Below are 13,122 nucleotides of genomic sequence, written 5' to 3' on the forward strand. Positions count from 1 at the left end.
GCAAAAAAACAGTACATGATAAACCTAAAGCAACTGGAAGTTTGGTTCGTAACCGGAAGCCAGCACCTGTATGGAGAAGAAACTTTAAAGCAAGTAGCAGAACACTCACAGATCATCGCTAAATCCTTAAATGATGCTTCTCAGATCCCCGTAACAGTAGTATTCAAACCTACAGTAAAATCAACAGAAGAAATTTATGCAATCTGCGCGGAAGCAAATGCTGCAAAGAATTGTATCGGTATCATCGCATGGATGCACACATTCTCGCCGGCGAAAATGTGGATCACCGGTTTGAAAATTTTACATAAACCATTATTGCATTTACATACACAGTTCAATCGCGATATCCCTTGGGGCGAGATCGATATGGACTTCATGAACCTTAACCAGTCTGCACACGGTGACCGTGAATTTGGTTTCATCGTTAGCCGTATGCGCAGAAACAGAAAGGTAGTGGTGGGCCACTGGCAAGACCCTGAAGCTCTTGAGCAAATCAACAGCTGGACAAGATCTGCAGCGGGCTGGCACGATTGGCAAGGTGCCAGATTTGTACGCTTCGGCGACAACATGCGCTACGTTGCAGTAACTGATGGCGATAAAGTAGAAGCTGAATACAAATTCGGTTTTTCTGTGAACACACACGGCATCGGCGACCTTGTTGCCGTTATCAACCAGATCAGCGACGCAGAAGTTGACAAGCTCGTTAGTGAATACGGAGACTCTTATAAAATAGCAAATAGTTTACTGAAAGGCAACGCACAATATGAATCTCTTCGCGATGCTGCGAGAATAGAGCTTGGTATGAAAGCATTCCTTGAAGATGGCAACTACAAAGGCTTCTCAGATACATTTGAAGACCTGCATGGCATGAAACAACTTCCGGGTATTGCCTCTCAACGCTTGATGGGCGCAGGCTACGGCTTTGCCGGCGAAGGCGACTGGAAAACTGCAGCATTGGTACGTGCGATGAAAGTAATGGGTAGCGGCTTACCTGGCGGCAACTCTTTCATGGAAGATTACACTTACCATTTTGACCCAAGCAACCCAATGGTATTGGGTTCTCACATGCTCGAGATCTGCGAGTCTATTGCAAAGGGAAAAGCTTCTTGCGAAATACATCCTTTGGGTATCGGCGGGAAAGCAGACCCTGTAAGACTGGTGTTCAACGTGGCTTCCGGCCCTGCTATCAACGCATCTTTAATTGATATGGGCAACCGCTTCCGTTTGTTAGTGAACGAAGTGGAAGCTGTCGATGCGCCACACGATCTTCCAAAACTACCTGTTGCACGTGTCTTGTGGAAACCATACCCGGATATGAAAACAGGTTGCGCGGCATGGATCCTTGCAGGTGGTGCGCACCACACTGGTTATAGCCAAAACCTGAATGCAGAACACATGCAAGACTTTGCAGAAATGGCAGACATAGAATTCACACTGATCGGCAAAAACACAAACCTCTATCAATTCAAAAATGAGTTGCGCTGGAGCGAAGCGTACTATAGATAATCAGGAATTAGAAATTAGGAACTAGAAATTAGTTTATGTGCGGCCCCGGGAGATTTTTCCGGGGCTTCTCTTTTGTTTCACTTGTTATTATGGGCCGGGCGATATTGCTACTATTGTGCTTCGTTTGCGTCGCACTCTTGTACAGAAAGAATGCTATTGGGCGCTTTGTATGCAACACCGTCATTGCGAGCGCACCATCATGATGCTCGGAGTTTACAATGCATGAGCGAAGCAATCTCCGGCACCCGAAGCATGAGATTGCTTCCCGCTTCGTTTCTCGCGGTCGCAATGACGTGTTACACCGAAAGCGTTTGTCACAGTCGCCATTTTCAACTTTCAACTTTCAATTTTCAATTTTCAACTACTCTAAATCTAATTAAATTTACTTCGCAAAACACTCTGATATGAGAAACATTTTTCTACTGCTTACTGCTTTCCTTATTAATTTTAATTTTTCCATTGCACAAAAAAAAGCAAAAGGCAATTACGTTCTCGTCATACATGGCGGCGCGGGAACCATTTTAAAAAGTAAAATGACTCCCGAAAAAGAACAAGCCTACAGGGCAGCTTTGCAGAAAGCGTTAGAAACCGGTTATGCAGAAATAAAAGCCGGCAAATCCAGTGTAGATGCAGTTGAAGCGACCATTCATGTTCTCGAAGATGATCCACATTTCAATGCCGGCAAAGGCGCTGTGTTTACACACGACGGACATAACGAACTCGATGCCGCCATCATGGAAGGCAAAACGCTCTCTGCCGGTGCCGTTGCAGGTGTACGCACCATTCGCAATCCAATTAGCGCAGCAAGAGCTGTGATGGATAAATCAGAGCATGTGATGCTGACAGGTGCAGGTGCAGATCAGTTTGCAAAAGAAGCAGGATTAGAAATTGTCGACCCAAGCTATTTTTTTACACAAGACAGATGGGACAACCTGCAGCAAGCGCTTAAAGAAGACAGCATCAAAGCAAAGAAAAACAGCGGCTCTAACGACGACCCAACACCTTACGATACCAGTGAAACAATTCTTTCGCAAAACAACAAATACGGCATCATCAACACCGACCAAAAGTTTGGCACTGTAGGTTGTGTTGCACTTGACCTTTATGGCAATCTCGCTGCAGGCACATCAACCGGTGGTATGACCAATAAAAAATATAACCGCATTGGCGACTCACCTATCATTGGTGCAGGCACTTACGCAAACAATAATACGGTTGCTGTTTCCTGCACCGGATGGGGAGAATTTTTTATCCGTTGCACAGTGGCATATGATCTGTCCGCGATGATGGAATATAAAGGCATGTCAGTAAAAAATGCCGGCAAAGCAGTCATCGACAAAGTCGGTAAACTCGGCGGCTCAGGTGGTTTGATTGCCCTTGACAAAAACGGCAACATGACAATGCCATTTAACACAGAAGGTATGTACAGAGGAGCTGTGACGAAAGATGGGAAGATTGAAATTTATTTTTATAAAAATTGAAAATTGAAAGTTGAAAATTGAAAATGAGTTGCGCTGAAATATCGAACCCACATCTGTTTATAAAATGCAAAAGGTCGAACATTATCAAATAGTGTTCGACCTTTTGCATTTTCAATTTTCAACTTTCAATTTTCAATTATTCTGCAAGATGATTCACCTTCAGCACATAAATCACTAGCAGCATTATGAAATAAAGCACATACAAAAAGCCACTCAGCCATTTTACAATTGAGAAAAATTTCATCCAGATAATACCTCTTCTGCTGGGCAAGCGCATGAGCGATAGGGTGAACATATTCTCCGTAATGTCCAGTGCCCATGTCAGGAATGGAAGTAAACGAACCACAGACAAAGCATTGATCCAAACATCATTCACACTGTGATTGTATGCCAGGCGGTGTTTCGCGTATGTCGCAACAAAAAACATACACAAATACAAACACGGCATGAAGAAAAAATCAAGGATCAAATTCAAGCGTACCGCCTCTTTCGCCTTTGCCGGCATGTTTGCAAGCGTGTCGGTAAATCGTGCAAAAGTCTTTGGCATTTCCAATTCTATTATTGATAGTCGCTGCCCCTTTTTGTTCAATATAAATTTGCTCGCATTCAACATCATTCTTCCTATAGCCAAAGCACTTAAAAACGACAGAAAAATAGCGAACAACAATAAGTTGTCGGGGCAGTAAATTCTAATAGAATAATCTATCGGTTCCATACACTACTTTTTAGGCGGTTGGTTGGGATTTACATCAACAGTGTTATCAGGTTTTTTGCCAAAGCTTGCTTTTCTCTTTAACCTGTTTTTGGTTGTAATGGCTTCGCCAATAAATAACACCCGGTCTATTTTATAATTGTTCCAGTTAAAAGAAACTTCTTCCGTGCTATAATCCTCTGTTCGAAATTCACATTTTTGATCCGGGTAAATGTTGATCTTCTTTCCTCTGAAGTTCAACGCCGTTCCACATTTCACGAGATACTGAATATCCTTTGCACGTTTTTGCAAGTCATCATTGTTCACCAGAAATATTGCAGCAGTAAGCGCACCACGAAAGAACAATTCAATCTTGTCTTCATCACTCAAATTAAAATTCAGCCAGTTTATTTGCCCCGTATCAATGCTGCGAATTGTCTTCTTAAAAATATTATGCTTGGAAATAAAATCTCTGTCGTAGAAATAGCGCATCGTCGAAATCATGGAGCCTACAAGTTTCCCCATCGTATCGATGGTATTGGAAGTGGCATCATCTTCAAACTCAAGCTTAATGCCCACAGTTGGCTTGATGGGTACAGGCGAGCTCGGATTGTAAAAAATATTTACGGGAAAATTCGAAAGCATACCTCCATCAACCATCAACGCATGCGTGTCTTTCTCCTGTAATCTTTTATCAATGTTCAGCAAACATTTCCATTCTTTTTCAATCACTGATTTTTGCGCCGCTACATAATCCACCTCAAATGGTTTGAAGAAAAAATGTACAGACATAGAAGCCCTGACGTATCGTGCAGGAGAAATATCAAAATCTTCACCCCAGTACATTTTATGCATCGCAGGAAATTCAACCTTGATTCCATTTGTGATATCGGAACTTACAATGGCGATCTCCTTATCAAAGGATGTTTTTGTTTCTTCGTCATGGGGCTGGTCGCTTCCCTCGCTACTATCCCGTTGATCAGGCTGCTGTTGGTTGTTGGCAACAACGTCTCTTGCCGTTTCCATTCCTGCTTTTGCAGCAATGATCTCCTGGAACCCCTCAAGTAAATTAGCCGCAAGATCCTTGCGCCCAGCCAGCTCCGGTTTTATTTTTTTTGACAGCGCCACCAGTTTATCAGTCATCTCATCCAATATGTCGTCTTTTGTTTGAAAACTAGCGTCATCTGCCCTGACTTTGGCGACTGCTATATCCTGCTTAGCAATGTCTATTGCATTCACAAACGGCTGCGTTTCTATGGGTAAGTTTTTACTATCGTATTTTACTTTAGAAGGATAATAGGCGGGGTTCAAACAATTGCGTTCCAGTTGCAATTTGTTCTTTAGATGCGAGACGTTTTTTATTCCATTCTCTTCCATAATTTTTGTGAGCCATTCTTCGAAATCTTTTCCAGGATTGATACCAAAACGTTCTGCATTTCTATACAATAACCTGCCCACCAAAAATTGCCCGAGCAAATAACTAATGGAAGAAAAGATGACCACAACAGAAATAGCTGCGATCCACTTGAAGAGTTTTTCTATCCAGTTATCACAACAATAAAGATTTTGATTGCAAGTGATAAAAACCAATCCCGATGCGGATACAATGAGTAAACCGAAAGCCGCCAGTGCAATGAGACTCCAAACTTTCATTCTTGTAAGATAGTCTTTAACTGACTTTACATTCACTGTGTTTTGAAAGAGATTCAACAACAATTTGCGCCACATTATATGTCCATCTACCAAATCGCTCAACTTCTTTTCACACAAATATTTCAACAATTTCTCCGAACGCGTTTCATAGTAATCTTCCGCCTTCACACTAAACGGATGGTATTTTAATGAATCGTTCCATTTATCGGTTGGCGCGTTGACGGGTTGCTTTACACACTCCTGCAACTTTAAAATCTCAGCCTTTGTATTCACTGCACTCAACAGCAATGTATTGATGGCACCGGCACTGGTCCCGGCCATCTTCATAAACGACACGCCCATTTTCTCCAGCACATAAGTGTAACCAGCGAGCGCAATACCATGCACGCCACCACCCTCCTGCACAAGATCAACATACTGCGATCCGTTGTCATCCACAACATCTGATAAGATCAAATTGCTGCGGCGCTCGCCATTTCCATATTTCTCTTTTTTGATTACACTATCGCCATTGCTTTTTTGCAGGTATTCAATAAGCGGAGCTACTACCAGGCGAAAGTCTTCCAGTGTAAGTGCAGATTCTTCACCAATCGTTCCTGCCATATTATAAGGTTTAGGTTAAATAGTGTTTACGAATTAAACAGCGGATACTATGCCGTTTAACTTTATTTCATAAGCCGGAAACTGCTGCTGTAATTGACTTATAGAGAGCGGAAAAAGAGGAAGTGCTTTTAAGGAGATATTGGCATGCTTAATAAATATAGCAATAGTTACGTAGAAATGCAAGTAAAATCAGGGCTTTCGGCGAATATGCACCCGATTCTTTACCACTAAAACGCTAAGGACACTAAGCTTCCTAAGAAACGCTGACTATCGGGAACTCCTTAGTGTATTCTAAGTATCCTTAGTGCCTGCGTGGTGAAAAAAAGTCCTGCATGGTGCGAGAGTATTATCAAAGAGCAGCTTCTAAAAGACTTCCGTACATCGTACTCTATACATCGTACACATTTAGTACATTTATTAAACGTCTCTCTTATGACTGCGCTACGCTTACTGAAAACCGTTTTCATGAGTTTACTCGTATTGCTTGTTATCCTTGTAGTTATTGTTCTTGTAAAAACTAAGCTTTATCCCTTCACTAAAAATACTAATACGCAAAGCAGCTATTTTGTCACGGACACTTCTACCGCAGAACTGAAACGATTCGCCGGTGGCATCCGAATACCAACTGTAAGCAATTCAAATTACAGCCAGACAAACTTCAAGCCCTTTGACGATTTCAAAACTTATCTGCGACAAACATTTCCGCTTGCGTATCAAACAATGGATACAGCTACGATCAACAATTATGGTTTGGTCTTTCATTGGAAAGGGAAAAACCCGGCACTAAAACCGGTGTTGTTTTTATCGCACTATGATGTGGTTCCCGTTAATGGTTACGGCCCTTCTTCAGACACAACCAAAACCGTCATTTTCCACATCAACGACAAACCCGCAGAGCCCGTAAACACCGTTCAAAAAGATTGGGAATATCCACCTTTTTCAGGTGCTGTTGCGCATGGTCGAATATATGGACGAGGAACGATCGACATGAAGTGCATGTTGTTCGGTATTATAGAAGCATCTACACAATTGATCAGCAAAGGATTTCAGCCAAATCGCGACATTTACTTCGCATTCGGCCACGATGAAGAAGTAAGTGGTGCGAATGGCGCCGGTAAAATTGCCGCGTATTTTCAAGCGAACAAAATAGAGTTTGATGCAGTATATGATGAAGGCGGAATTGTTGCTGCGCCTGGCATCGCAGGCATTGGAAAACCCATTGCATTGATAGGCTCTTCAGAAAAAGGTTTTCTCACTTTAAAGATCAAAGTAAAGGGAACAGGCGGTCATTCGTCCATGCCACCACGGAACAGTTCGCTTGTGCAGGCTGCAGAAATCATTCAGCAATTGGAGAATGAACAATTAAAGCCAGACATCATTCCTCCTGTAGAAAACTTTTTGACGAATGTTGGTGGCGAGATGAGTTTCGTTTCGCAAGTGGGTATTGCCAATCAATGGCTACTAAAACCTTTGCTGATAAAGACATTAACCAAAGCGCCAAACACAAATGCACTTGTGCGCACGACCACGGCAGTCACAATGGCCAAGGGAAGCGATGCGGAGAACGTGTTACCAACGATTTCAGAAGTGACTGTAAACTTTCGTTTGCTGCCGGGCACAACCGTTGCGGATGTTGTTTATCATGCAAAAAAGATATGCAAACCTTACCAGACCGAAATAGATACGATTGCTGCACGTGAAGCATCGGGCATTTCACCGGTTCCATCAGAAGGCTATGACAACATGAAAAGAAACATTGAAAGGCTTTATCCTTCTGCCATCATCACACCTTATCTAACTATTGCTGCTACAGATGCTTACAAATATCAGTCTGTTAGCAAAAACATTTATCGCTTTCTGCCGCTTGAAATAAATGAATACGAGCAAAAGATCATTCACGGCTATAACGAATATATCAGCATTGAAAACTACAGACGATTGATCGATTATTTTAAGGGAATGATGGAAGCGGAATAACTATTCAGGAAAGGCGAATGCTATACTACATTTAATAACGCTTCGTATCGTCCTAAAAGGTGTCCTGAAAACCATCTGTGTAACCCAACAGAATGGGAATTTTCTGCATGATCCATAAACTCAGCGGGGATAAAATTCCACTGTCCCTTCGGTACCAGTTTTGCATTCCTTAATAAAAACAATATGGACAGTATAAACAGGCAACAACCGGAAAATAATCGTAAAGATTTGCAGTGGGATGAAGCTCTGGAGAAAATAAAAGAACTTACCGATAAGGCTTCCACCTGTTTTTTTTGTACAAATATCACTAGTGGAAAAGCTTTCTCTACACGCCCGATGTCCGTTCAAAAACTCGACGAGAACGGCATTTTCTGGTTTCTAAGCGCAAAGGATAGTAATAAAAACGCTGAACTACAACTCGACTCCTCCGTTCAGCTTTTGTTCCAGGGCTCGAATTATTCCGATTTCTTGAATATTTATGGCACCGCAGTTGTTAGCGATGACAAAGAGAAGATCAAAGAATTGTGGCAACCCATTTTAAAAACCTGGTTCACCGAAGGCATTGACGATCCACGCATTTCGGTAATCAGCGTTGATCCGGCAGAAGGTTATTACTGGGATACGAAACATAATATGGCAATCGGCCTGATAAAACGTGTTGCCGGTGCAATAGTGGGTAAAACATTAGATGATTCTATTGAAGGAACGATAACTTTATAGTTTTAACCACCGTTTGAAAAAACATCCCTTAAAACAAAGATGTTTGGCATATGTATCCGAGGAACAAATTACTTTGAGTGTAAAAACTGGTCAAACAGTGATAAAACATATGTTATTTCTCCGGGAGCAGCACTTGTTGTGATTTCTCCCAAATAATCACCGTGCCCTCCGGGCAGAATTGCAAGTTGTCCGTTTGCAAATAGTCTGTACAAGGCTACTGTGTGCTCAGGAGTCATTACATCATTTGATGCTGCAATAACAAGCGTTGGCGCTTTGATTGATTTGATGTCAGCTTCGTTCCAATCCTTAAAATTCTGCATGCGCACCGCATCTCTTTTAAACATTGTCATTAGCCCGGCGGAGTCATTATTTATTTTGAGATAAGCATCACGCAATTGCTTTGGCATGTTGTCGATCGTCGCATGATTCATTCCATCCCAAAAGCTCTGCGGCATGCCGTCGCGTCTGTACAAAGAAGAAGCGATGATTAGCTTGTTAACTATTTCCGGATGGCGGATGGCAACCTGCATCGCCGTGTTACCGCCGTTACTGAATCCGAAAAAGGAAGCCTTTGCAATGTTTAACTGCTTAAGCAGAGACGCTACATCATCAGCATCCTGTTCGAAGCTGGAAGGCGCATTGCGGTCCGATGTATGGCCGTGTGCCTGTAATTCCACCGAAATCACCTGGTGATGTTTAGCAAGTTCCGGTAATATCTTGCCAAACGTCGTGTAGATTGTGGAGCCACCGCCATGAATCAACACTAATGGTTGTCCGCTACCGTGTATTTCATAATACATATTGATGCCGTTAACGCTGGCATACTTACCGTTACTTCCTGTTTGCTGTGCCTGCACTGAATTGGTACTCATAGTTATTGAAATTATTATGATGGTGACTGTTACCAAAAAAGGTTTCATTGTGCTGATTTTTCTCAAAAATAGAAATCATCCGCAAACATAACAATGGGTATATGCGACAATTAGTAGCTACATTTTACCATCATATTATTTTCCACACATTGATCTTTCTCACTTTTTTCTTCGTGTGCTTTTTGCTAACTTACTGAACATAACCAACAAGTTTACCAGAAAAATAACGATGCTATGCTAAGAGATTATTCAACTATCAGTCCATCTGCCAGGGCTTTGCTATTAATGAAAGGAGTCACAGATATTCCCTATGCCAAAGAAGCTGCCGAGCTTATGATGCGGCCCGAACCATATGAACCCGATTACGATAACAAAGATGCGAGGTTATGGGCAAGAATACTACATTTCGAAGCACGTTATTTCAGCATTAATGAAATGCTGGAAGACATCGATGCGCACAATATTCTGGAGCTTTCTTCAGGCTTCTCTTTTCGTGGTCTGGAAATGACTACAGCTAAAAATCATCTGCACTATATAGACACTGATCTTCCCGGTATTATTGAAGCGAAAAAAGACATTATCGAAGATCTTCTTGATGATGTTCGCAAACACAGCAAGCTGGAACTCATGCAACTAAACGTGCTCGACGAGGAGCAGTTTTCGAAAGTAATCAGGCATTTTGAAAAAGGGCCGGTAACTATTGTGAATGAAGGCTTGCTAATGTATCTTGAACCAGAGGAGAAAGAAAGGCTTTGTGAAATTATCCATCACATACTACGGAAATGCGGCGGTTGCTGGATCACAGGCGATATCTATTTTAAAAAGGATCTTAGCAAAACATTGAAGCGTAAAGATGCGTTGGGAGAATTTACAGCAACGCATCGCATTGACGAAAAGAAATTTGATGATGAACAAAGCGCAAGAGACTTCTTTGATCGCATGGGCTTTGTAATAGATAAAGTAAACGAAATTGATTATAAAGAACTGAGCGCTTATCCCTATTTTGTTGAAAATCTTACGCCGGAGCAGGTGGAAGAATTCCGCAAGATCGGTAAGGTAAGAGAGACATGGCGATTGAAGGCAAGGTAGCTTGAGGATGCTTCGCATCTCAAAAATTTACCACTAAGACATTAAGGCCACTAAGTTCCTTTAACCACAGAGTTAGCAGAGTTTTTTTTCACAGAGGAAAAGAGATTGTTGTAATAATCCTCTCCTTCACTCTGTGAAAAAAACTCCTTTACTCCGTGGTTAAAATCTGCGCAAATCTGCCAAATCAGCTTCATCTGTGTGCCAATCATCACATCGTTTCCTGCATCTCTTTTTCGCTTTCACTTGGCCTTACGACAAGTGTATTCGTTTCACAATTCCAGATGTTTACATAGTGTTCACTCACCACAACATATTGCTCCCATCCCGCTACTTTTTCATACAGCATCAAGGTACAAATGTCTGTGGGAGTAATGAAGTCGCCGGTTTGCGAATTGTGCGAGTGAATCGAGCCAACTGATTTTTTCCCGTCTTTTTCGCCATAGTATGACGGTAAAATGTTGGCATGTAGTTTTTTCTTCGTCAAAACTTTTGCGTCATTGTCAAACGTAAGCAAATAATCATTTCCGAAAATAACAACGCCGGTCTTTTCGGCTCCGGTGATTATGTAAACTCTCCTTTCTCCTTTAACGATAATGGGAATTAGATTTAACGAGGTATTGTTAAAGCTCTCAAATAATGTATCCGACAACATCAATTTCTTTGCGGCATCTCTTATTACAAAGAGTTCCTTTTCTTTTTTGGAAAATGATCTTTCAGCAAGATTAACACTTGCGACACTTGTACTGTATGTGCTGTCAAATGTGACGGCACCAAGCACTTTGGGACTTTCTTCTTTTGAGTAAAAAATACATCTTGTGGAATCGCCATCAGCATAAGAAAAATAGCCGCCTATATTCCCTTTGTCGGTGTATTTTTCTAAAAACAAATCAGTGCCATTCCAGGAAGCCATTTCAGAACGGTATAGCATTTTTCCTTCCTCTACAATTGGCGCTGCCATTTCTGTAGGATTCTTTTGTGCAGAAGCATTGAGAGCAAAAAGTAAGAAAGTGATCAGAGACAGGGATGTTGTTTTCATACGATTGTTGCTGGTTTAACCCAAGGTAAATTAGGAATTAAAAATCAAGAATTAAGAATTCTTTCAGGACCACCGTCAAAAACATTACGATCAGGTTGCAAATCGATATAAATGCAGATTACAGCAAGAAAGAGCCACAAGCCCTGACAAATAACAACCAACAACTCATAACTCATCACTCAAAAAGGCAATGGCCCCGGAGAACCGGAGCCATTTTTGTAAACCTTAAAAACACCCTGATACACCTCATTGTAACTGCAACATTTGGACTATCTTTTTTGTGTCATTTCAATGAGCAGCAAATTCGCGTTGTTTGTCAATCCTTCCATTTCTACTTTATGAATATCCTGCAAACCCAATCCATCTCTTGCATGCAGAAGCCTTTGTTCTACTTCGCATTCACCTTCTATTGCAAAAGCGTATAGCACATTTCCAGGGTCGTTCATGAAATAGGTAAGCTCTTTTTTAGAGGTAAGCTTGCAAATAGTCATAATAAAAGGTAGGGCCGGATTAACCTCTTTCAATGTCATATCAACCAAAACATTTTTGTACCCATCAATGTCAAATTGAAAGAGTTGTGGCTTTTCAAATTTTTCTACAAATGATCCGCTAATACCGATTTGCAGGTAATTCACCAATGCAGATTCATACGGATTCTTAACTACAAAACCTGAATTCCCCTTGTAAAATCCACATTGCATTTCTCCTGAGTGAATCACTGCATGCACCCCTTGGTTATCGGCATATTCAATTGTACCCACGATTGGCAACAACACTGTGTACATATCTTCATCAAACTTTGTAAGAGAGACATGATTACCAGCCAGCGTGTTATCATTCAACAAATGCAAGGGTCCAAAAGCTTTTTTGTGTTCGTTAAAATAATTGCTGTAATTAAAAGTCGCATACACTCTTAAATGATCGTTTTCAAAATGTCCCCGCTGCTCCGCGACAAACATTTTTGCAGGTAACTGAGTTGTCATACTTCTAGTGTTTGAAGTGTATAAATTCCTAAGTTGTCGCTCAGGCGAAACTGGTTGATGATCATTTCGCAATTATCATCGTATTTTTCAGAAGTGATCATTTGATCTCCTACAGTATCGTGCCATATTAAAGGCTGCGACATAAAATAAATGGCTACTACATGCGATGCACTGTTTGTGATATCCGATTTATTGATCTCAAACTGAAAATTTTTAAATCGTAAAAAAGATCTTCCTAAGTTATTTACAACATCCGGCACCTGATCGTTTAACTCTTTCAAATACTCAATGATGGCGGCACTGACAAGAAAATTCAACTTATTGGCACCTTGCACCTCCTCAATCAATTGCTTGTATGTTGTATGCTTCTTCTGTTGATTATAAAACTGCGCCTGCATCTTGAATTCCTGGTAAGTTGCGGCAAACACATTCTTAGACCATTCATCACTGCAATTGGCATCTATCATTTTCCTGTAACAAAGTGTAATAATTCTTTGCTTCATGATCTGTA

The 13,122-nt window shown here is 41.3% G+C and carries 11 protein-coding genes; 5 read left to right on the forward strand and 6 right to left on the reverse strand.

The window, feature by feature from the left end; genetic code table 11:
* Nucleotides 1–15: 15 nt before the first annotated feature.
* Together araA and QJ048_RS17060 are read left to right on the forward strand one after the other, a co-directional pair.
* On the forward strand, nt 16–1,506 hold the full coding sequence (araA, locus tag QJ048_RS17055) for an L-arabinose isomerase (protein WP_282335614.1): 1,491 nt from the start codon (nt 16–18) through the stop codon (nt 1,504–1,506).
* 404 nt (nt 1,507–1,910) lie between these two features.
* The gene (locus tag QJ048_RS17060) at nt 1,911–2,987 is read left to right on the forward strand and encodes an isoaspartyl peptidase/L-asparaginase family protein (protein WP_282335615.1); all 1,077 of its coding nucleotides are present in this window, start codon (nt 1,911–1,913) and stop codon (nt 2,985–2,987) included.
* Between the two features lie 136 nt (nt 2,988–3,123).
* Here the strand turns inward: QJ048_RS17060 and QJ048_RS17065 are convergent, their stop codons facing one another.
* Nucleotides 3,124–3,702: a hypothetical protein gene (locus QJ048_RS17065; protein ID WP_282335616.1), complete on the reverse strand. Its 579-nt coding sequence runs from the start codon at nt 3,700–3,702 to the stop codon at nt 3,124–3,126.
* Between the two features lie 3 nt (nt 3,703–3,705).
* Nucleotides 3,706–5,934, reverse strand: a complete 2,229-nt coding sequence (locus QJ048_RS17070) for a patatin-like phospholipase family protein (RefSeq protein WP_282335617.1) — start codon at nt 5,932–5,934, stop codon at nt 3,706–3,708.
* A gap of 465 nt (nt 5,935–6,399) precedes the next feature.
* Here QJ048_RS17070 and QJ048_RS17075 point away from each other — a divergent pair, with 465 nt between their 5' ends.
* Together QJ048_RS17075 and QJ048_RS17080 are read left to right on the forward strand one after the other, a co-directional pair.
* The gene (locus tag QJ048_RS17075) at nt 6,400–7,911 is read left to right on the forward strand and encodes a M20/M25/M40 family metallo-hydrolase (RefSeq protein WP_282335618.1); all 1,512 of its coding nucleotides are present in this window, start codon (nt 6,400–6,402) and stop codon (nt 7,909–7,911) included.
* 183 nt (nt 7,912–8,094) lie between these two features.
* Nucleotides 8,095–8,631 (forward strand): pyridoxamine 5'-phosphate oxidase family protein, encoded by a 537-nt coding sequence (locus QJ048_RS17080; protein ID WP_282335619.1) that lies wholly within the window; start codon nt 8,095–8,097, stop codon nt 8,629–8,631.
* A gap of 68 nt (nt 8,632–8,699) precedes the next feature.
* Here the strand turns inward: QJ048_RS17080 and QJ048_RS17085 are convergent, their stop codons facing one another.
* Nucleotides 8,700–9,503, reverse strand: a complete 804-nt coding sequence (locus tag QJ048_RS17085; RefSeq protein WP_282335620.1) for an alpha/beta fold hydrolase — start codon at nt 9,501–9,503, stop codon at nt 8,700–8,702.
* 234 nt (nt 9,504–9,737) lie between these two features.
* On the opposite strand from QJ048_RS17085, the gene QJ048_RS17090 reads away from it, so the two are divergent.
* Nucleotides 9,738–10,592 carry a class I SAM-dependent methyltransferase gene (locus QJ048_RS17090; RefSeq protein ID WP_282335621.1) on the forward strand — a complete coding sequence of 285 codons (855 nt, stop codon included), beginning with the start codon at nt 9,738–9,740 and terminating at the stop codon, nt 10,590–10,592.
* 208 nt (nt 10,593–10,800) lie between these two features.
* Here QJ048_RS17090 and QJ048_RS17095 read toward each other — a convergent pair whose 3' ends face one another.
* The 3 genes from QJ048_RS17095 to QJ048_RS17105 form a co-directional block, all read right to left on the reverse strand.
* A complete protein-coding gene (locus QJ048_RS17095; protein WP_282335622.1) occupies nt 10,801–11,628 on the reverse strand; it encodes a hypothetical protein in 828 nt (275 codons plus the stop codon).
* A gap of 269 nt (nt 11,629–11,897) precedes the next feature.
* The gene (locus QJ048_RS17100) at nt 11,898–12,611 is read right to left on the reverse strand and encodes a pirin family protein (protein WP_282335623.1); all 714 of its coding nucleotides are present in this window, start codon (nt 12,609–12,611) and stop codon (nt 11,898–11,900) included.
* The gene (locus tag QJ048_RS17105; RefSeq protein WP_282335624.1) at nt 12,608–13,114 is read right to left on the reverse strand and encodes a hypothetical protein; all 507 of its coding nucleotides are present in this window, start codon (nt 13,112–13,114) and stop codon (nt 12,608–12,610) included. The genes QJ048_RS17100 and QJ048_RS17105 overlap by 4 nt, the downstream gene beginning before the upstream one ends.
* Between the last annotated feature and the right edge of the window lie 8 nt (nt 13,115–13,122).

It is taken from the genome of Pinibacter soli, assembly GCF_029961145.1.
Lineage (GTDB): Bacteria > Bacteroidota > Bacteroidia > Chitinophagales > Chitinophagaceae > Pinibacter > Pinibacter soli.